A 20445-nucleotide genomic window follows, 5' to 3' on the forward strand; every position below is an offset into this window, starting at 1 on the left:
ATCCAATGACTCAGTCCATCTGGAGCAAATTGTTCACCGCGCTGCGTGGCGGTGCCAGCGAAGTCGGCGAATCGATCGTTGATCAACAAGCCCTGCGCATCCTCGACCAGGAAATTCGTGACGCTGACACGGCGCTGGCCAATGCCAAGCGTGAGCTGGTCAGCATCATGGCCAAGCACAAACTCGCGGTTGATCGCGTCGGCGAGTACGACGCCAAGATCAAGGACCTGGAGTCCAAGGCCATGGCCGCTATCCAGGCCAATCGTGAAGACCTGGCCATGGAAGTGGCCGAAGCCATTTCGACCCTGACCAACGAACGTGACGTCGAGCAAAAGCAGGCCACCGAGTTCGGCGGCTACGCCGACGGCATGCGCAAAGACATCACCAAGGCCGAAAGCCGGATCAAAAGCCTGCGCCAGCAAGTGGACATGGCCAAGGCGCGCGAGAGCGTACAAAAGGCTCAGGTCAGCGCGTCCATCGCCAGTGGCGGTGCCAACGGCAAGCTGGAAACCGCCGTCGGTACCCTGAACCGCTTGCAAGCCAAGCAGCAGCAACGCGCCGCTGAGCTGCAAGCCCAGGATGAACTGGCTGAGGCATCCACGGGTACCGACCTGGAGCGCAAGTTGCGCGACGCCGGCATCACGCCGGATACAGGCAGCGCCAATGCGATTCTGGAACGCCTGAAGCAAAAGTCAGCCGAGTAAGCATAAACGATAGGGCGAGCAACCGATAACCTGTGGCGAGGGAGCAAGCTGCCTCGCCACAGTGACAGTGTTCCTCTTTATATCGAGTTCAGGATGGACGCCATCAAGGGTTTCAAGACAATCGCAGGCCTGGCCGTGTTTATGGTCGCGCTGCAACTGCTCAATGTAGCCACCGGTTACAACCTCATGGCATTCGGCCTGATCCCGAGAACGGTGCAGGGGCTGTTCGGCATCCTCGCCTCACCTTTTTTACACGCGTCCTTCGCGCACCTGAGCGCCAACCTGATTGCCTTTTTGGTACTGGGCACCCTGGTCATGGTCGAAGGGCTCAACCGGTTCATCGCCGTCAGCGCGATCATTATTCTGCTGGGCGGCTCGCTGGTCTGGCTGTTCGGTTTCAGCGGCGTACATATCGGTGCCAGCGGCTGGGTATTCGGGCTATGGGCCTACCTGCTGTCTCGCGCCTGGTTCCACCGGAGCTGGAGCAACCTGTTCACCGCCGCTGTCGTGGCGGTGCTGTATGGCGGCCTGATCCTTGGCTTTCTGCCGCGGCAGGGCATTTCCTTCGAAGGTCATCTGTTTGGTGCGCTCGCCGGGTTTATTGCGGCCAAGGTACTTCTCTCTACGCCGCGCAGCAGGTTTAATGCCGGGTGAATTCCGAGGCGATGACGTCATCAGGAATCAAGTACCCAGGGAATCAGGGACGACATGTCGATTTTTCTTTTGCTGCGCCTCTACGCCGCCTCCCTCTTTCACCGCTTCGGCTGGGCAGGGCTGCTCATTGCCTTGGGCGTACACCTGAGCACGGCGTATCTGGGCCTGGTGTTTCTGGGCGAACACCACCTCACCGCGCCCGCCACGTTTATTTACTTCTATCTCACCACCACGCTCACTGTCGGCTATGGCGACCTCGCACCGCAGACCTCGGCGGGGCGAATTTTTGTCGCCACTTGGGTCATGCTCGGGGGCATTGCGCTGCTGACGGCAGCCATCGGCAAAACCACCAGCAGTGTTATCGATGCATGGAGAAAAGGCATGAAGGGCAAAGGCGATTTCACCGGCAAGGTCGGCCACACCGTGCTCATCGGCTGGGAAGGCGCGACCAGCGAACGGGTCATTGAGTTGTTGCTTCAAGACGAAACTTCGAACGACAACCTGATCGTCATTTGCGATTGCACGCTGGACGAAAACCCGATGCCGGGCAAAGCGGCGTTCGTCAGAGGCGAAAGCCTGTCCTCCACCGCGTTACTACGGCGCGCAGGTGTTCCCGGTGCCGAGCGGGTGCTGGTGCGAACCCCGTCTGACGACCTGACGCTGGCCACCGTGCTGGCGGTGAATCAATTGAGCCCTGTGGGGCATGTGGTCGCCCACTTCAATGAAAGTGAAATTGCCGCACTCGCCAGCTCCTACGCCCCCAGCCTGGAATGCACCTCAAGCATGGCCATCGAAATGTTGGTGCGCGCCTCTCAGGATCCGGGCTCGTCAGTGGTCATCAATGAGCTGCTGTGCGTGGGGCAAGGCGCCACCCAATACCTGATGAAATTGCCCGAGGCCTTTGAGGCAACGTTCGGCGACCTGTACATCCGGATGAAAGAACAGCACAACGCCACCCTCATCGGCTATCGCGCCCAAGGCGCTCAACAACCGTCAATCAACCCGCCTGGCGCCACGCGCGTTGAAGGCGGCGAACTCTTCTACATCGCCTCCACCCGCCTCAAGGAAATCTCCAATGGGATGGTTTAAACAGTTGATGGGGCTTGAGGCCCCGCAAGCGAATACAGAATCGAAATGGACCGCAGGCCAAACCCTGCCGGTCACCGGCCCGTTGGGCCTGGCGCCGGGCAAAGGCGTGATATTCGACACGAGCCTGAAATTGCTGCTCGATGAGAAAACCACGGTGGTGATCCCCGGCTCTCAGGAGATCTGGGCCAACGGCACCGTTGACCTCGGGCAATCGACCTGGCTGTCGCGCTACTACATGAACGACGAAGATTACTGGCTGCAGGTGCACACCACCGGCGACATCGCCGGGCAGGTCGAGTCGGTGATCCTGTTCAACTACCTGAGCGTCGTCACCCTCAGCAGTGAAGCGGAACTGCGTCGGCTGGCCGGGCCACAAAGCCTGATCGGGCTGCCGACCTACACCCACGATGGCGTTGAATACGCCCGTGTGTGGGGCAGCGAGGCTGGCCAGACAGAACTGGTGGCGATGACCGAGCAGGTGACCAACCCCGAGACCGCCTACACCGTCGAGCACCGTTCGATGCTGTACGCCCGCGACACAGGCCTGACCGATCGTCGAGAGTTTTTGCTGTTTTCCGTCGAAGAAGACGCCGAAGGCACCATCAGCCTGAGCACCTCGCTGGGCATTTCGCTGTACACAACCGACCTGAATGCGCTCTAAAAAAGGAAGAAATCCATGCTAGAAGCTCTCTCCATCTCCCTGAACAAAGCGGCCGTGTTCGGGTTTGTCACCTACATCCTGGGGGCTGCCGTCATCTTCGCGCTGTTCCAGTTCATCTACACCCGCGTCACACCGCACAAAGAGTTCGAACTGATCCGTGCGGGCAACGTGTCGGCGGCGGTCGCCCTGGGCGGTGCCATCATCGGTTTCGCCATTCCGGCCAGCAACGTGATTGCCTACTCGATCAGCATCCTCGACTTCGTCGTCTGGGCGGTGATCGCAGCCGTCGTCCAACTGTTGGCCTTTCTGTTGACCAGCCTGGTGCTCAAAGGCACGTCCGAGCGCATCAAGAACGGCGAACTCGCGGCCGGTATCTACGTGGCCGCCGTGGCCATCAGCGTCGGCATGTTGAATGCCGCGTGCATGACGCCTACCCAGAACTGATCGCGCACGGAGCTCCCGATGAAACGAAGCAAGTACGTCCAGCTGTCGCTGGCAGCGTCGGTCGCGATGGCGATATCCGGCTGTGGGCCGACCGAAAAAACCTACGATTTGCAGAAGAAGTACAACTTCCAGTCTGTTCAGCAATGCGCCGATGAAAAGCTGCCGGTCGACGTGTGCTCGGACGCCTATATGACGGCCATGGCCGAGCATCGGCGCATTGCCCCGGTGTACGACAGCCAGGCCGATTGCGATGCCGACTTTGTCGCCAACTGGTGTCAGCAGGACTCCAACGGCAAGTTCATCCCCAAGCTGGGCGGTTTCGAACTGACCGCCGCCGGCCAGGTGACGCAATCCCAAATCGATGCGGCCAACGCGCAAGTCGGCGGCGCCCAAGCGAACAGTGGTGGCTCAGGGTTCTCCACCAGCAGCCTGCTGACCGGCCTGCTGATCGGCAACATGCTCAGCAACAATCGCAACAGCTACCGTTCCGAGCCGGTGTACCGCTACCGCGATGATCGCGGCGATTACGGCTCTTCGACGCTCAACCAGCGGGTCTCGAATGGGGCGACATTCGGCCGGTCCAACCAGGCCAGGTACGGCAGCAGCAATTACACCAACACGCTGCGCTCCTCCAGCAAGCCGGTGTCCGTGGCGTCCTCTACCTCCCGTGGCGGCTTTGGCAGCAAAGCCAGCGCCCGCAGCGGCTGGGGCGGCGGCGGGTCGAGCAGTTAAGGAAACCGGGCCATGAAAAAGATCCACTGCGCAGAGCGTCATGACTGGAAACAGACCGCCGACAGCCTCGGCTTTCTGTTCCACACCATCGACGGCGAACCCTACTGGGACGAGCGCGCGTACTACCAATTCACGCTCGAGCAAATCGAGCGCGACCTCGAAGACCCGACCACCGAGATCCATGACATGTGCATGGACCTCGTGGCCCGCGTGGTTCAGAGCGAAGAGCTGCTGGAACGCCTGAGCATTCCCGCGCCGTTCTTCGACATGATTCGAACCTCATGGCTCGAAGGCCATCCGCACTTGTACGGGCGCATGGACTTCTCCTACAACGGCAGCGGGCCCGCCAAGCTGCTCGAACTCAACTACGACACACCGACCAGCCTCTACGAGGCGGCGGCGTTTCAATGGGGCTGGCTGGAACAGTGCATCGAACGCGGCCTGCTGCCCAAGCATGCCGACCAGTTCAACAGCATCGACACCAAACTGCACCAGGCCTTCGCCCAATTGCAGGTCAACCAGCCGTTCTACTTCGCCTCCATGAAAGACTCGGTCGAAGACAAAGGCACCACCGACTACCTGCGCCTCGTCGCGGAAAAGGTTGGCATCGAATCACGTCACATCGACATCGAAGACATCGGCCTGACCAGCGACGGCCGTTTCGTCGACCTCGAAGATCGCTGGATCCCGCACCTGTTTAAACTGCACGCCTGGGAATTCATCTTCCACGAGCCCTTCGGCACCGCGATTGCCCAGTGCGATACGCAGTTTTTCGAGCCCGCCTGGAAATCCATCCTCTCCAACAAAGGCATCCTGCCGCTGTTGTGGGAGTTCAACAAAGGCCACCCCAACCTGCTCGCGTCCCACCTGGATACCGAGCCCGGCAAAGCCGTGCCAAAGGGCTGGGTGCGCAAACCGTTCTTCTCCCGCGAAGGCGCCAACATCGAACTGCAAACCGCCGACGGCCTGATCGTAAAAGAAGACGGCCCCTACACCGATGCGCCGTTCATCCTCCAGGAGTTCGCGCCGCTGCCGCGCTTTGGCGACAGCTACACGCTGATCGGGTCGTGGGTGATTGGCGATCAAGCCGCCGGCATCGGCGTGCGCGAAGACAATAGCTTGATCACCAAAGACTCAAGCCGGTTCTTGCCGCACCTGATCCTCGACTGATGATCGCTGATCGTTCCCACGCTCCGCGTGGGAATGCCTCCTGTGACGCTCCGCGTCAGATGGCGAGCGGGCTTGCCCTAATGCTCAAATCAGCAAAGTTCAAATGTGGCAGCCCCCCTCAGCCTCAGCCCTGACGCGCCGTCAACGCCGCATACCCATTCATCAAATTCCGATAGTTAGGAATCCGCTGAGACAACAAATTCCCCAGCCCTTCCATGTCATTGCGCCAGTCACCCTGCAACTCACACGCCACCGAAAACCAATTCATCAACTGCGCCCCGGCCTGCGTCATCCGGCTCCACGCCGCCTGCTGCACCGTGGTATTGAACGTGCCCGACGCATCCGTCACCACAAACACCTCAAACCCCTCCGCCAGCGCCGACAACGTCGGGAACGCCACACACACATCCGTCACCACACCCGCAATGATGATCTGCTTACGCCCAGTCGCCTTGACCGCCTTGACGAAATCCTCGTTATCCCACGCATTAATCTGACCAGGGCGAGCGATATACGGCGCCTGCGGAAACATCTCCTTCAACTCCGGCACCAGCGGGCCGTTAGGGCCTTGCTCGAAACTGGTGGTGAGGATGGTCGGCAGGTTGAAGAACTTCGCCAGGTCGGCCAGGGCCAGCACGTTGTTCTTGAATTCGTTGGGGGAGAAGTCCTGCACCAGCGAGATCAGGCCGGTTTGGTGGTCGACCAGCAGGACTACGGCGTCGTCTTTGTTCAAGCGGCTGAGGGTTGGAGTGCTCATGGTTGAAATCCTTTTTTTGGTTGGGTTGGGTTGGGCGTTGCGTTCAACATGGGCATAGATTAATGGGTGGGTGATGGGGGATAAATCGGGTGGGAGGGATAATACTGTCAACTTAGAGGTGACAATTGCATTTTCGGAATGAAGATCTTGGGCTTTTGCATACGGGTGTTTAGCGTGAAATTGGTTTAATATTTTTGTTAATAATCACCTTATAGGTGCATATAGGGCATGAAAATAAACCATTTGCTGTCTGATTGGCCCGAAGGCGTTGTTGTGGCACAAGTGTGGCTACACGAGCATGGTGTGGGCCCAAGTCTCATCCAGAAGTACCAACACAGCGGCTGGGTAGAGCGAGTGGGCCATGGCGCGTGGAAGCGCAGCGGCGACAATATTGACTGGCAGGGTGGCGTATTCGCACTACAGCAAGGTGCCACGTTGCAGGTGTGGCCAGGCGGAGCGACGGCGCTGAGCTTGGCCGGTTACAGTCACTACATGACATTCGGCAAGCAGGCGGTCGATTTGTTTGGCACCCAGGGCGCGACGCTTCCTGGCTGGCTGCGTAAGTATCCGTGGAACGTTGATATAAACTTCCATGCCGGCGGACTTTTCCCTGCAATGGAAGACATGGCGTTACAACTATTCCAAGTCCCCTACAGCCGGTTTGAGATAAAAATCTCCACCCCGGAACGCGCCGTGCTTGAGCTTATCAATCAAAGTGACAACGAGGTGCTCTTCAGCAGCGTGGCTGATGTGCTCGACGGCCTGGCCACGCTAAGCCCCAAGCGTCTGCAATATCTGCTTGAGGCGTGCAATTCGATTCGCGTCAAACGCGTTTTCCTCCTGCTTGCGCGCAATGCGGGTCACGCATGGTACGAGCGGCTGGCCCGCTCCAGCATTGATCTAGGCAAAGGCAAGCGGCAAGTCATCCGGGGTGGTCGACTCGATAAAGAGTTTCTTATCACTGTGCCGGAGCGTTTCGCCAATGCCCCTTGATCCACGTTATGCCGCCCAGGTTCGATTGTTGGTGCAGGTCATTCCTTACGTTGCGTCAGAGCGCTGTTTTGCACTCAAAGGCGGAACGGCGATTAACTTGTTTGTGCGTGACCTGCCGCGTTTGTCGGTGGATATTGACCTGGCGTATTTACCCAATTCTGATCGCCAGCACGCATTGAACGATGCTCGTCTGGCGCTACAGCGGATAGCAGATGCAATAGGGCGAGGAATACCTCAGGCGGTTACAACCGTTCAAGGGAATCGAGATGACGAACTGCGGGTGCTTGTAAGGAGCGCTCAGGCGCAGATCAAGATTGAGGTTTCGCCCGTGCTGCGGGGGGCGGTGCATCAGCCGCAAACGCGTGATGTGGTGCCCCTGGTTGAGGATGACTTCGGGTTTGCTTCCATTGCAGTGGTCTCCTTGCCCGATTTGTATGGCGGAAAAATCTGCGCTGCATTGGATCGGCAACACCCCAGAGACCTGTTCGACGTAATGCTGATGCTTCGCGCAGAAGGACTGACTCGCGAAATTTTCGAGGGCTTTCTGGTCTACTTGATCAGCCATGGCCGACCTATGGCTGAATTGCTCGCACCCCGTTGGAAGGCGCAGGCGGGGATGTTCCAGGCTGAGTTTGCAGGCATGACCCGGGAGCCGGTGACGCTTAAGCAATTGGAGGCGACCAGGGAGGTGCTGCTTGCCGCGATACGCGAGCAGTTTAACGAACAAGATGCTGCTTTCCTGCTTTCGCTCAAACGAGGAGAGCCAGACTGGGCGCTGTTGAAATTGGTTGGGATTGCTCAACTGCCGGCGGTGCAGTGGAAGCTGAGAAATATCATGGGGATGTCTGCTGTGAAGCGGGCAGAGGCAGTAGCGAAACTGGAAGTCGTTGTGGGCCAATTATTGGAGGGCTAACGGTTTATGTCGCTGTTTTTTGATTTCTGCGACATGTTTTATGCTTGTGTCGCTGGTAGCGGCATGAGGTTAAACGTGTTTTTGAGACGGGTTTTCGCGAGATACCAGCCGACTATCCATGTAAAAAGTGCTTGAGTGCAACTGGAGCGGTGCAGAGGGGCGAGTGCCCTGATGACGGTCCCTAATTGTCCAACAGCTGTTTGGACAATTGGTTTGTAATTCTCACGCGCATTAAAAAGCCGGCTTGTGGCCGGCTTCTCGGGGACCGCTTCAGCTTGTTTTTGACAAACCTCACCAGCCTTCAAATCGCTCAGCCCACATCACGTCGGGCTGAATAGTAGGGGCATCCGCGGGAACTCCTCCGCATCGCCGGGCAGGGTGAATAGCGCAAAGCCACCCCCTGCCAAATGTGCGGCGGATGATACCCACATTCACCTCAAATGCCTACCTCCGGGTCCGATTTAGAGCCTTCCCAGCCCAGCAGGTGTTCGTCCAGTGGGACGGGGCGGCGGTTGTTGAGGGTGGACCACCAGAACACCCAACCCACGATCTGGAAGTTCTGTTCGAAGCGTTGCTCGTAGGTGAGGTATTCGTCGGGGTGTTCGCTGGCGTTGTGGCTGCGCATGCGCAGGCCGCCGCCGGGGCGGTTGTAGAGGTATTTGATGCGTAGCATGCCGTCGTGTTCGACGGCGTAGATTTCGCCGTCGGTGATTTGGCTGCGGCCGCGGTCGATGGCGAGGGTGGCGCCTTGTTGGATGATGTCGATCATGCTGTTGTCGACCATGTAGGCGCCTATGGCGCGGTCGGGGTTGACGTTGAGGGCTTCGAGGGTGTGCAGGGTGACGCGGATGCGTTCGTTGGAGGTGAAGGTGGGGTGGAGGGCGATCTCCACGTCGATTTTTTCCGGGAGGCAGGCGGGGCCTGTGAGGTATTTGCCGCTTTCTTCGCGGGTGCGCAGTCCTTTGGCGGTGTCCGGGCCTTCCAGCAGGAAGTTGGCCGGTGGGTGTTTGAGGCCTTCGCCGGTGCGCAGCCAACGGCTGGAGACGCAGAGCAGTTCTGCGATCTCGTTGAGTCGGCCCATGGGCACGCCGCGTTTGAACCAGTTGTTCACGTGTTGAGGCGTGACACCACGGTTCTTGGCGAAGTCGGAGGCGGAAAGATGAACTTCCCGTAATAACGCTTTTAGTCGATCACCTGATGTATTCATAAACGCAGAGTTTACTGGCCGGAAAAAGACATCAAATAAACTATGCGTTGAATGTCGCGTGTAGGGATTTGCTTAGTTGTAGGCCGATATTTCAATGTTTTAACTTTATTAAACGCTGCGCATTAAACATTGAACTTGGGGTTTAATTTTTCCCACAAAAAAAGCCCCGAATCGTCGGGGCTTTTTTGATTGCCGGGGCAATGAGGAGCGGGTATCAGCCTTTGTAGGCAGCTACCGACTTCATGATCTCGGCGCGGGCGGCGTCTGCGTTGCCCCAACCGTCGATCTTCACCCATTTGCCTTTTTCGAGGTCTTTGTAGTTCTCGAAGAAGTGCTTGATCTGTTCCAGCAGCAGTGGCGGCAGGTCGGTGTATTCCTTCACGTCCACGTACAGCTGGGACAGCTTGTCGTGTGGCACCGCGATAACTTTGGCATCGCCGCCGCCGTCGTCGGTCATGTTCAGGATGCCGACTGGGCGCGCGCGGATAACCGAGCCTGGGGTAACCGGGTAAGGGGTTACAACCAGCACGTCGAGGGGGTCACCGTCGTCAGCCAGGGTGTTCGGGATGAAACCGTAGTTGGCCGGGTAGAACATCGGGGTGGCCATGAAACGGTCAACGAACAGGCAGTCGCTGTCTTTGTCGATTTCGTATTTGATCGGCGCGTGGTTGGCCGGAATTTCGATGGCGACGTAGATGTCGTTCGGCAGGTCTTTGCCAGCCGGAATCTTGCTGTAGCTCATTGGGCGATGCCCCCGTAGTTGGCCATGAAACATGGCCGGATTGGCCTAAAAGTGGCGGCGATTATAGGCATATTCTGACGCCGATGCCATGCGTCAGACGTCGTACGGCGCTTGGCGTTCCGTCTGGTAGCGCGCATCGCCGGCTTGCAGTTGGTGCAGGCGGGCAAGCGGGTCCTGGCGATAAAAGCGGCTCAATTGTTCGTACACCTGTGGATAACTGTTGACCAGTAAATCCGGGGCACTGAAAAAGTATTCGCTGGTGACGGCAAAAAACTCCGCCGGGTTTTCGGCGGCGTAGGGGTCTATTTCGGTGTCGACGTCCGGGTTGGCGTCCAGCTGGCGGTTGAGGTCATCAAACGCGCTTTGCATCACGCTGGCCCATTCCTGCACGCGCATGTCGTGGTGCAGCGGTGGCAGGCCGTTGGCGTCGCCGTTGAGCATGTCCAGCTTGTGCGCCAGTTCGTGGATGACCAGGTTGTAGCCTTCCCAGTTGCCGCTGGCCAGCACGCCGGGCCAGGCGAGGATCACCGGGCCTTGTTGCCAGGCTTCGCCGCTGTGTTCGCCGTCCCACTCGTGTTCGACGCCGCTGGCATCGCGATGGCGCTGGGGGCTGATGAAATCGTCGGGGTACAGCACGATTTCGTGGAAACCTTGATACCAGTCGAGGTCGCCGAGGTTCATCAACGGCAACTGCGCCTGGGCGGCGAGCAGCAGGCGTTGTTCCTGGTGCAGCTCGACGCCGGGCAGGGCGGTGAGGTGTTTTTCGGCGAGGAACACCACGCAGGCTTCACGCAGCCATTGGTCTTGTTCGGCCGTAATGCCGTCGAGGAAGCTAAGGTGGTGGCGCACCCGCTGCCACGTGTCATCGGCAATCGGGTGCTTGGCCAGCAGGCGCTGGCGACGCCAGGCGCTGAGGGACCACATCGCCGGTTACTGCGGCTTGGCTTCGGAAGAACTGCGACCGAAGCGGCTGCGGAACACACCGATGATCATCGGCACCAGCGACAGCAGGATGATAAACACCACCAGCAGTGACAGGTTTTTCTTGATAAACGGCACGTTGCCGAAGAAGTAACCCAGGGTCACCAGGCCGCCAACCCAGAGGATGGTGCCGAACACACTGAACCCGAAAAAGCGCGGGTAGGGCATTTTGGCAATGCCGGCCACGAACGGCGCGAAGGTGCGCAAGATCGGTAGAAAACGCGCCAGGGTCACGGTTTTGCCGCCGTGCTTGTCGTAGAAATCGTGGGTTTTTTGCAGGTAGTCGCGGCGGAAGATTTTCGAGTTCGGGTTGCTGAACAAGCGTTCTCCCACTGTTCGCCCGATGACATAGTTGGTGCTGTCACCGAGGATCGCCGCCAGCATCAGCAAGCCGCCCAAGAGGATTGGGTCCATGCCGCCGCCTGCAGCGATGGCGCCGGCGATAAACAGCAAGGAATCGCCAGGCAGGAATGGCATGACCACCAAACCTGTTTCGCAAAAGATAACCAGGAACAGAATGGCGTAGATCCACACTCCGTAGTTTCTCACCAGCATGTCGAGGTAGACGTCGAGATGCAGGATAAGGTCGAGCGGGTTGAAATCCATGGGTGGCACCTGTGTGAATGGCCCGGCTCAGCAGGCCTGTGCGGAAGCTCGGGTAAGTAAGGCTACAAAGGCATGCCGTATTTCTTACAACCCTGAAAGGTCCGCATTATACGTATTGAGAGGTGAAAAGCGTGTTGGTTTTGTAGCGGGGGATGTCGTGGTTATTCCGGGCAAGTTTGCGCCTCAGGTCACTGCAGATCTAATTGTGGGAGCTGGCTTGCCTGCGATAGCTGAGTGTCAGTCAACACTAGGCTGACTGGCCTACCGCTATCGCAGGCAAGCCAGCTCCCACAGAAGACGAGTGGTGTTTGGAAGTCAGTCTTCACTGATCGGCAACACGTAGTTCTTGAACTCCGTATCTTCGCGAAACCCAATCGACTCGTACGTTTTCTGCGCCACTTCGTTGTCACTGCTGGTCGACACCCGCAGCCGCACCGCATGCGTCTCCTTGGCCATTTTCTTCGCCGTGCGCATCAGGTTGTCCGCCACCAATTGCCGACGCGCATCTTCTGCGACGTAGATGTCATTGAGGATCCACACACGTTTAAGCGACAGCGACGAATAGCTCGGGTACAGCTGGCAAAAACCCAGCAGGCGCTTGTCGTCATCATCGGCCAGGGCCAGGTAAATCACCGACTCCTTGCGGCGCAGGCGTTTTTCCAGAAAGGCCCGCGACGAGTCCGGGAACGGCAGCGCCCCATAAAACTCACGGTATTTGACGAACAGCGGCGTCAACAGGTCCAGGTGTTCAAGGGTCGCTTGAGTAATCCGCATGCCAGGCCTCAACTTCCAAAGGGGGGATGACCACACAAGCGGCCGTGACCGGATGCTGCCTAATGGCGCAAAAAAGCGCAATCGTGCAGCGATCAGTCATTCCGGCGGGCTGAGCAGGAAATTGCCTTTCATCAGGTCAGGATCATCCGATTCGATGGTCTGAACCTGCGCCTCGTCCTTGAGATTGACCCCCGACAGCTGCCGACGACACGCTTCTTTCATCAAGTAAAGCAGGCGGTGCGCGGCCATGCCGTAGCTCAGGCCTTCCAGGCGCACATTGGAGATGCAGTTGCGGTAGGCGTCGGTGAGCCCGACCTTGGGGTTGTAAGTGAAATACAGCCCCAGGCTGTCCGGCGAACTGAGGCCTGGCCGCTCGCCGATCAAAATCACCACCATCTTGGCGCCCAGCAACTGGCCGACTTCATCCGCCACCGCCACACGGCCCTGTTCCACCAGGATCACCGGCGACAAGGACCAGCCTTCAGCGTGGGTCTGTTCCTCCATGCGTGTAAGAAACGGCAACGTGTGTTTATGCACGGCCAGCGCCGACAGCCCGTCGGCCACCACCACGGCGAGGTCCACGCCGCCAGGGTTGGCGGCGGCATACTCGCGCAGGCGCTGCGCCGATTTGTCACTCAAGCGCCGCCCCAGGTCCGGGCGTTGCAAATACATATGCCGGTCAACGGCGGCGCTGTGCAGCAGCAGGCTGTCACGGCCGCGCTCAGCCATTTGGCTGCTCAGGCCCTCATGGTCGAACGGCAAATGCACGGCATCACGCGCTTGGGCGTGGGCGAATTGAAAATCCAGCTGCGCGCTGGTGGGGATGCTGGTGCCGGTGCGGCCTAGCGCGATGCGCGCCGGCGTAAGGCGGCGCAGTTCCAGCCACGGGTTGTCAGGCAGGTCGAGTTGCACAGGCGGCTCCTTCATCCCAATTGCTTCAAGGCGTGGCGAAATGCCGGTGGCAGGCTGTTGCCGAAGTGCACCTTGCCGTCGGCTTGCGTGAAGATGCCCATTTTCGCCAGCCACTGTTCAAACTCCGGCGCCGGTTTTAAACCCAGTGTTTGGCGGGCGTATAAGGCGTCGTGGAACGAGGTGGTCTGGTAGTTGAGCATGATGTCGTCGGAACCGGGGATGCCCATGATGAAATTGATCCCGGCCACGCCCAGCAGGGTCAGCAGGGTGTCCATGTCGTCCTGGTCGGCTTCGGCGTGGTTGGTGTAGCAGATGTCGCAGCCCATCGGCACGCCAAGCAGCTTGCCGCAGAAGTGGTCTTCGAGGCCGGCGCGGATGATCTGTTTGCCGTTGTACAGGTACTCGGGGCCGATAAAGCCTACAACGGTGTTGACCAAAAACGGCTTGAAGTGCCGCGCCACGGCATAGGCACGGGTTTCGCAGGTTTGCTGGTCGACGCCAAAGTGCGCGTTGGCCGACAAGGCGCTGCCCTGGCCTGTTTCGAAATACATCAGGTTCTGGCCCAAGGTGCCGCGATTCAGGCTCAAGCCCGCGTCATAACCTTCCTGCAGCACGCTCAGGCTGATGCCGAAACTGGCGTTGGCCGCCTCGGTGCCGGCAATCGACTGAAATACCAGGTCCAGCGGCACGCCACGGTTGATGGCTTCGATCGACGTGGTGACGTGGGTGAGTACGCAAGCCTGGGTGGGGATTTCGTAGCGCTGGATGATCGCATCGAGCATCTCGAGCATGGCGCAGATCGAGGCGATGCTGTCGGTGGCCGGGTTGATGCCGATCATGGCGTCGCCGTTGCCGTAAAGCAGGCCGTCGAGAATGCTCGCGGCAATGCCGGCCGGTTCGTCGGTGGGGTGGTTGGGTTGCAGGCGCGTCGACAGGCGCCCGCGCAGGCCCATGGTGCCGCGAAACTGGGTGACCACGCGGATCTTCTGCGCGACCAGCACCAGGTCCTGCACGCGCATGATCTTGGACACGGCGGCGGCCATTTCCGGTGTCAGCCCGGGCGCCAGGGCGCGTAGGGAATGTTCATCGGCTGCGTCGCTGAGCAGCCAGTCGCGCAGGCCGCCGACGGTCAGGTGGCTGACCACGCTAAACGCCTGTTTATCGTGAGTGTCGATGATCAGCCGGGTAACTTCGTCGCGCTCGTAGGGGATCAGCACTTCTTCGAGGAAGTGTTTCAACGGGATGTTCGCCAGCGCCATCTGCGCGGCCACGCGCTCGCCGTCGTTCTGCGCGGCGACGCCGGCGAGGAAGTCCCCGGAGCGCGCCGGGCTGGCCTTGGCCATCACGTCCTTGAGGCTGTCGAAGCGGTAGGTCTGTGAACCTACCGCGTGGGAAAAGCTTGCCATACAGTGTCTCCTTGGCGACGCGGGCAGAATGAGAGAGCACCCGCGTCGAGGTTTACGGCAGTTAGTGCAAGGCGGCCTCTGCGGCCTGGATCGCCGCGAATTCTTCTTCGGGCGTGCCTGCTACCAAGTGATGCCGGCTGTAGAAAGCAAAGTAAGCAATTAATACTCCATAGATGATCGCGGCGCCAATCACCACCCGTGGATCCACCAGAAAGCCCGCCACCACGGCCACGCAGGCCAGCACCAAGGCGACGCCGGAAGTGAAAATGCCGCCCGGCGTGCGATACGGGCGATCCATTTTGGGGCGACGGATGCGCAAAGTGATGTGCGCGGCCATCATCAGCACGTAGGAAATGGTCGCGCCAAACACCGCCACCAAGATCAGCAAATCGCCCTGGCCGGTCAGCGACAGGCCGAAACCGATAATGCCGGGGATCACCAAGGCCAGCACTGGCGCCTTGCTTTTGTTGGTTTGCGACAGCTTGCGCGGCAGGTAGCCGGCGCGAGACAGCGCAAAGATCTGCCGCGAATAGGCATAGATAATCGAGAAAAAGCTCGCAATCAGCCCGGCCAGGCCCACGAGGTTGACGAAGCTGCCCATCCAGGTCGAACCGCCGTAGGACAGTGCCAGTGCTTCAACCAGCGGGTTGCCCGACTTGATCAGTGCGTAAGTGCCCGCGCCGCCCGGTGCGATGACCAGAATCAGCAGGGCAAAACTGGTCAGCACCACAATGGCGCCGATCAGGCCACGGGGCAGGTCGCGTTTGGGGTTTTTGGTTTCTTCGGCGGCCAGCGGCACGCCCTCGACGGCGAGGAAAAACCAGATTGCGTAGGGAATCGCCGCCCACACGCCGACGTAGCCGAACGGCAGGAAGGTGCTCGCGCCCTTGGCCTCGGTGACCGGAATATCCAGCAAGTTGGCGACGTTGAAGTGCGGCACCATCGACACCAGGAACACGCCCAGGGCAATCGCTGCGATGGCGGTAATCACAAACATCAGCTTCAAGGCTTCACCGACGCCGAAGATGTGGATGCCGATAAAGATGATGTAGAACGCCAGGTAAATCATCCAGCCGCCAATGCCGAACAGCGACTCGCAATAAGCGCCGATAAACACCGCGATGGCGGCGGGGGCAATGGCGTATTCGATCAGGATGGCGGTGCCGGTAAGGAACCCGCCCCAAGGGCCAAAGGCGCTGCGGGCAAAGCCGTAGCCGCCGCCGGCGGTGGGAATCATGGAAGACAGTTCGGCCAGGGAGAAACACATGCACAGGTACATGGTGGCCATGAGCAAGGTGGCGAGGAACATGCCGCCCCAGCCGCCCTGGGCCAGGCCGAAGTTCCAACCGGCGTAGTCGCCGGAGATGACATAGGCAACGCCAAGGCCAACCAGCAGCACCCAGCCGGCGGCGCCTTTTTTCAGTTCGCGTTGTTGGAAGTAGTGGGAGTCGACTTTTTCAAAGTCGACGGAAGAGCCAGTGGGTTCGCTAGGCATGGGAAAGTACCGTCCATTCTTATTGTTTTTTTTAGCAAGAGCGATCGTTCCCACGCTCTGCGTGGGAATGCATCCGGTGACGCTCTGCGTCACCTTGCACCCGGCTTGAGCCCTGTGCAGACATCGGGACGCGGAGCGTCCCAGGCGGCATTCCCACGCAGAGCGTGGGAACGATCGGGGAGGGTTAGAAAAAGCCCAGCGGATTAATGTCGTAGCTCACCAGCAAGTTCTTGGTCTGCTGGTAATGGTCCAACATCATCTTGTGCGTCTCACGGCCCACGCCCGACTTCTTGTAACCGCCGAACGCGGCATGCGCCGGGTACAGGTGGTAGCAGTTGGTCCACACACGGCCAGCCTTGATCGCGCGGCCCATGCGGTAGGCGCGGTTGATGTCGCGGGTCCACACGCCGGCGCCAAGGCCGAACTCGGTGTCGTTGGCAATCGCCAGGGCTTCGGCTTCGTCCTTGAAGGTGGTGATGCTCACCACCGGGCCGAAGATTTCTTCCTGGAACACGCGCATTTCGTTGGTGCCCTTGAGCAGGGTCGGCTGGATGTAATAACCGCCGGCCATGTCGCCGGTGAGCTGCTCGACCTTGCCGCCGGTGAGCAGTTGCGCGCCTTCGCCCTTGGCGATTTCCAGGTAGGACAGGATCTTGTCGAACTGCTGCTCGGACGCCTGGGCGCCGACCATGGTGTCGGTGTCCAGCGGGTCGCCGCGTTTGATCTGCTCGATTTTCTTCATCACCACTTTCATGAAGTCGTCGTAGATCGACTCTTCCACCAGTGCGCGCGATGGGCAGGTGCACACCTCGCCCTGGTTGAAGAAGGCCAGCACCAGGCCTTCGGCGGCTTTTTCGATAAACGACGGTTCGGCTTTCATGATGTCGGCGAAGAAGATGTTCGGCGACTTGCCGCCCAGCTCAACGGTGGACGGAATAATGTTCTCGGCCGCCGCGTGCATGATGTGCGAACCCACCGGCGTGGAACCGGTGAAGGCGATCTTGGCGATGCGCTTGCTGGTGGCCAGGGCTTCGCCGGCTTCTTTGCCGAAGCCGTGCACCACGTTGAGCACGCCGGGCGGCAACAGGTCGCCGATCAGTTCCATCAGCACGTTGATGCCCAGCGGGGTTTGCTCGGCGGGTTTGAGCACCACGCAGTTACCGGCCGCCAGGGCCGGGGCGAGTTTCCACGCAGCCATCAGCAGTGGGAAGTTCCACGGGATGATCTGGCCGACCACGCCCAATGGTTCATGAAAGTGATACGACGCGGTAAGTTCGTTGATTTCGGCGCTGGTGCCTTCCTGGGCGCGGATGCAACCGGCGAAGTAGCGGAAATGGTCGGCGGCCAGCGGGATGTCGGCGTTGAGGGTTTCACGCACGGCCTTGCCGTTGTCCCAGGTTTCAGTGATGGCCAGCAGTTCGAGGTTCTGTTCGATGCGGTCGGCGATTTTCAGCAGCACCAGCGAGCGGTCCTGGGCTGAGGTTTTACCCCAGGCATCAGCGGCGGCATGGGCAGCGTCGAGGGCTTTGTCGATGTCTTTGGCCGTGGAGCGCGGGAATTCGGCGATGGGCTTGCCGTTGACCGGCGAGGTGTTGGTGAAGTAGTTGCCATCCACCGGCGCAACGAATTCGCCGCCGATGTAGTTACCGTACTTGGCCTTGAACGAAACGATCGCGCCGTCAGTACCGGGATGTGCGTAACGCATGGTGGTTATCTCCTGCTTTTATGTTTATTGGAGTACAGCGGTCTTGCGCTTGATAAAGCGTAGAGCAAAGGTCGGGCCACTGCTGTGCAGGCCAGGTAAATCAAGGGGATAGGGTTTGTCGCAAGGCGTTGCTGTGACAGGGTTGGTACAGGTCGGGTGACAGTTTGTGCCATAAACGGTACAGCCTGCGACGGGTGGGTCAGCCCGGGATTGCAATGGTCGGGAGGCTAGGGGATGCTGACTGTTCTCCCGCAGAGAGAATAATAAGAACATGCAAAACGATCATTTCAGTCGCCATGCCCAGCAAGTCCTTACCGTTACGCGCGGGCAAGACCTTGCGCACGGCCCCGCCAGCGACCCGTCCATCGCGCGCTCCTGGCTGCGGTGCATCGAGGACTACCACCTCGACCCCGCGCTGAGCATCGCCCCCACCGTGCTCGAACACGGCCGCTTGCTGGAAAGCCGCGAGCGTCTGCAACAGGTGCTGCACATTGCCGGCACCGAGATGAACAGCCTGCACCAACAGCTTTCCGGCGCCGGCCATGCGGTACTGCTCACCGACGCGCGCGGGGTCATCCTCAACTGCGTCACCGCGCCGTCGGAGCGCAAGATTTTCGAGCGCGCCGGCCTGTGGCTCGGCGCCGACTGGAGCGAGGCGTGCGAAGGCACCAATGGCATCGGCACCTGCCTGGTGGAGCGCCAATCGCTGACGATTCACCGCGACGAGCACTTTCGTGGCCGCCACACCGGCTTGACCTGTTCGGCGAGCCCGGTGTTTGACCCTCATGGCGAATTATTGGCGGTGCTGGACGTGTCCTCGGCGCGTGAGGCGGTGTCGCGCCAGAGCCAGTTCCACACCATGGCGCTGGTGAATCTGTCGGCGAAGATGATCGAAAGCTGTTACTTCCTGCGCCACTTTGAAAACCACTGGCTGCTGCGTTTTCACCTGCAGGCGGAGTCCGTGGGGCTGTTCAGTGAAGGGTTGCTGGCGTTTGATGGCGAAGGGCGCGTCTGCGCGGTCAATCAGAGCGCGCTGAATCTGCTCGGCCAGGTGCGCGGTGGTTTGCTGGGGCAGCCGGTGGAGGCGTTGTTCGACTGTTCCCTCGACGGACTGCTCGGTCGCGCCTGCGCCACTGCCACAGCCAGTTGGCCGCTGCGAACCCGTGATGGCCGGTGTTTGTTCGCCGCATTGCGTGGGCAGCCGCGCAGTGTGCCGTTGCCACTGGCCAAGCCCGAGGCGCCACGGCTACCCGGCATCTGCCTGGGGGATCCGGCCCTGCAGAATGATTTTCGCAAGGCGCTGAAGGTGTTCGAGCGCGACGTGCCGTTGCTGATCCGCGGCGAAACCGGTTGCGGCAAAGAGGCCTTTGCCAAGGCTGTGCACCACGCCAGCCTGCGCACCCGCAAGCCTTTCGTCGCCATCAACTGCGCCGCCATCCCCGAGAACCTGATTGAAAGCGAGTTGTTCGGCTATCGCGGCGGCAGTTTTACCGGGGCCCTTAAAGAAGGTATGCGCGGCAAGCTGCAAGAGGCCGATGGCGGAACGTTGTTTCTCGACGAGATCGGCGATATGCCCTTCGCGTTGCAAACCCGCCTGTTGAGGGTGTTGGAAGATCGCATGGTGGTGCCTATCGGCGGGGCTGCGCAGGCGGTGGACGTGCGCATCATCAGTGCTACCCACCGTGATTTGAGTGAGCGAGTCCAGGCCGGCAGTTTTCGGGAAGACTTGTATTACCGGCTCAATGGTTTGGAGGTCGCGCTGCCGGCACTGCGTGAGCGCACTGACAAGGCTCAATTGCTGGATTTCATTCTCGATCAGGAGTCAGCAGGGCAGGCGGTCACAGTAGACAGGGCGACACGAGAGGCGCTGCTGGCTTACGCCTGGCCTGGCAATGTGCGGCAATTACGCATGGTGTTGCGCACGCTGGTGGCGTTGGCTGAGAACGGCCGTGTTGTGGAGGCCGATTTACCTGTGAACGTGCGCACCCCAAGCGTTGCGCCTTTGAATACGTCGCTGCTGGATGAGGCGGAGCGAAAAACCCTATTGACTGCGCTTGAACAGCAACGTTGGCATATTACCCGTACCGCTGAACAACTGGCCGTCAGCCGTAATACGCTCTACCGCAAATTGCGCAAACATGGCGTGGTGGTGTCCAAGCGCAATGATTAGGGGGTAAAGAGGAATAGGCGCACGTGCGGGTGTTAGTTCATAGGGCAGCTCTATAGGGTTGTTAGTTATATTCAATCGATATAGCCGCTGCCTGGCTTAGTTGTTCTGGAACTGTTCGGGTGGTGACGGCCACTTAATAACTGAGGGCCAAGAGAGCCTCTGTTCAATGTCAAGTACTGGCAGGTTAGCTTTGCTGATCAGTCGGTCTGCGCTCATGTTATAGGGATTTAAAACAGCTCGCCAGTTTGGGGCTGTTCGAACGGTTGACTCTGAAAGTTGGCGCTCATTAAGTGGGCGTTAAACTTGGCCGGCTTTATACAATGTGTTCGC

20 protein-coding genes are annotated in these 20445 nt (G+C 59.5%); 10 read left to right on the forward strand and 10 right to left on the reverse strand.

Annotated features, from left to right (window positions below):
- Nucleotides 1–5 precede the first annotated feature (5 nt).
- The 7 genes from L8I05_RS22520 (at nucleotide 6) to L8I05_RS22550 (ending at nucleotide 5454) form a co-directional block, all read left to right on the forward strand.
- On the forward strand, nucleotides 6–704 hold the full coding sequence (locus L8I05_RS22520; RefSeq protein WP_242171582.1) for a PspA/IM30 family protein: 699 nt from the start codon (nucleotides 6–8) through the stop codon (nucleotides 702–704).
- Nucleotides 705–797: 93 nt separating this feature from the next.
- A complete protein-coding gene (locus L8I05_RS22525) occupies nucleotides 798–1358 on the forward strand; it encodes a rhomboid family intramembrane serine protease (protein WP_242171584.1) in 561 nt (186 codons plus the stop codon).
- 54 nt (nucleotides 1359–1412) lie between these two features.
- Complete coding sequence (locus L8I05_RS22530; RefSeq protein ID WP_242171586.1) at nucleotides 1413–2447, forward strand: ion channel; 1035 nt, start codon at nucleotides 1413–1415, stop codon at nucleotides 2445–2447.
- The gene (locus L8I05_RS22535) at nucleotides 2434–3108 is read left to right on the forward strand and encodes a DUF2491 family protein (RefSeq protein WP_242171588.1); all 675 of its coding nucleotides are present in this window, start codon (nucleotides 2434–2436) and stop codon (nucleotides 3106–3108) included. The genes L8I05_RS22530 and L8I05_RS22535 overlap by 14 nt, the downstream gene beginning before the upstream one ends.
- Before the next feature lie 15 nt (nucleotides 3109–3123).
- Nucleotides 3124–3552, forward strand: a complete 429-nt coding sequence (locus L8I05_RS22540) for a DUF350 domain-containing protein (RefSeq protein ID WP_159960214.1) — start codon at nucleotides 3124–3126, stop codon at nucleotides 3550–3552.
- Between the two features lie 18 nt (nucleotides 3553–3570).
- The gene (locus tag L8I05_RS22545) at nucleotides 3571–4284 is read left to right on the forward strand and encodes a DUF1190 domain-containing protein (RefSeq protein WP_242171590.1); all 714 of its coding nucleotides are present in this window, start codon (nucleotides 3571–3573) and stop codon (nucleotides 4282–4284) included.
- Between the two features lie 12 nt (nucleotides 4285–4296).
- Complete coding sequence (locus L8I05_RS22550) at nucleotides 4297–5454, forward strand: glutathionylspermidine synthase family protein (RefSeq protein ID WP_242171592.1); 1158 nt, start codon at nucleotides 4297–4299, stop codon at nucleotides 5452–5454.
- A 124-nt stretch (nucleotides 5455–5578) separates the two neighbouring features.
- Here L8I05_RS22550 and ycaC read toward each other — a convergent pair whose 3' ends face one another.
- Nucleotides 5579–6211 carry an isochorismate family cysteine hydrolase YcaC gene (ycaC, locus tag L8I05_RS22555; protein WP_242171594.1) on the reverse strand — a complete coding sequence of 211 codons (633 nt, stop codon included), beginning with the start codon at nucleotides 6209–6211 and terminating at the stop codon, nucleotides 5579–5581.
- A gap of 228 nt (nucleotides 6212–6439) precedes the next feature.
- Here ycaC and L8I05_RS22560 point away from each other — a divergent pair, with 228 nt between their 5' ends.
- Both L8I05_RS22560 and L8I05_RS22565 read left to right on the forward strand, forming a co-directional pair.
- Nucleotides 6440–7204: a type IV toxin-antitoxin system AbiEi family antitoxin gene (locus L8I05_RS22560; RefSeq protein ID WP_242171595.1), complete on the forward strand. Its 765-nt coding sequence runs from the start codon at nucleotides 6440–6442 to the stop codon at nucleotides 7202–7204.
- Nucleotides 7194–8117: a nucleotidyl transferase AbiEii/AbiGii toxin family protein gene (locus L8I05_RS22565; RefSeq protein WP_242171596.1), complete on the forward strand. Its 924-nt coding sequence runs from the start codon at nucleotides 7194–7196 to the stop codon at nucleotides 8115–8117. Before L8I05_RS22560 ends, L8I05_RS22565 begins: the two co-directional genes overlap by 11 nt.
- A gap of 436 nt (nucleotides 8118–8553) precedes the next feature.
- Here the strand turns inward: L8I05_RS22565 and L8I05_RS22570 are convergent, their stop codons facing one another.
- The 9 genes from L8I05_RS22570 to L8I05_RS22610 form a co-directional block, all read right to left on the reverse strand.
- Entirely contained in the window at nucleotides 8554–9324 is a 771-nt protein-coding gene (locus L8I05_RS22570; protein ID WP_177018070.1) for a helix-turn-helix transcriptional regulator, read from the reverse strand.
- Between the two features lie 214 nt (nucleotides 9325–9538).
- Complete coding sequence (gene ppa / locus L8I05_RS22575) at nucleotides 9539–10066, reverse strand: inorganic diphosphatase (RefSeq protein ID WP_003176323.1); 528 nt, start codon at nucleotides 10064–10066, stop codon at nucleotides 9539–9541.
- 93 nt (nucleotides 10067–10159) lie between these two features.
- Entirely contained in the window at nucleotides 10160–10990 is an 831-nt protein-coding gene (locus tag L8I05_RS22580) for a M90 family metallopeptidase (protein WP_242171597.1), read from the reverse strand.
- A 6-nt stretch (nucleotides 10991–10996) separates the two neighbouring features.
- Nucleotides 10997–11653: a DedA family protein gene (locus tag L8I05_RS22585; protein WP_159960201.1), complete on the reverse strand. Its 657-nt coding sequence runs from the start codon at nucleotides 11651–11653 to the stop codon at nucleotides 10997–10999.
- Nucleotides 11654–11968: 315 nt separating this feature from the next.
- Complete coding sequence (locus L8I05_RS22590) at nucleotides 11969–12427, reverse strand: GNAT family N-acetyltransferase (protein ID WP_159960199.1); 459 nt, start codon at nucleotides 12425–12427, stop codon at nucleotides 11969–11971.
- Nucleotides 12428–12523: 96 nt separating this feature from the next.
- Complete coding sequence (eutC, locus tag L8I05_RS22595; protein WP_242171598.1) at nucleotides 12524–13354, reverse strand: ethanolamine ammonia-lyase subunit EutC; 831 nt, start codon at nucleotides 13352–13354, stop codon at nucleotides 12524–12526.
- The gene (locus tag L8I05_RS22600) at nucleotides 13351–14745 is read right to left on the reverse strand and encodes an ethanolamine ammonia-lyase subunit EutB (RefSeq protein WP_242171599.1); all 1395 of its coding nucleotides are present in this window, start codon (nucleotides 14743–14745) and stop codon (nucleotides 13351–13353) included. The genes eutC and L8I05_RS22600 overlap by 4 nt, the downstream gene beginning before the upstream one ends.
- A 61-nt stretch (nucleotides 14746–14806) precedes the next feature.
- The gene (gene eat / locus L8I05_RS22605; protein WP_197626652.1) at nucleotides 14807–16240 is read right to left on the reverse strand and encodes an ethanolamine permease; all 1434 of its coding nucleotides are present in this window, start codon (nucleotides 16238–16240) and stop codon (nucleotides 14807–14809) included.
- 184 nt (nucleotides 16241–16424) lie between these two features.
- Complete coding sequence (locus tag L8I05_RS22610; protein ID WP_159960184.1) at nucleotides 16425–17945, reverse strand: aldehyde dehydrogenase family protein; 1521 nt, start codon at nucleotides 17943–17945, stop codon at nucleotides 16425–16427.
- A gap of 271 nt (nucleotides 17946–18216) precedes the next feature.
- On the opposite strand from L8I05_RS22610, the gene L8I05_RS22615 reads away from it, so the two are divergent.
- Nucleotides 18217–20115, forward strand: a complete 1899-nt coding sequence (locus tag L8I05_RS22615) for a sigma-54-dependent Fis family transcriptional regulator (RefSeq protein ID WP_242171600.1) — start codon at nucleotides 18217–18219, stop codon at nucleotides 20113–20115.
- Nucleotides 20116–20445: the final 330 nt, after the last annotated feature.

It is taken from the genome of Pseudomonas sp. MONT-RG-20F-20-E-7-02 (genome assembly GCF_022662395.1).
Taxonomy (GTDB): Bacteria; Pseudomonadota; Gammaproteobacteria; order Pseudomonadales; family Pseudomonadaceae; genus Aquipseudomonas.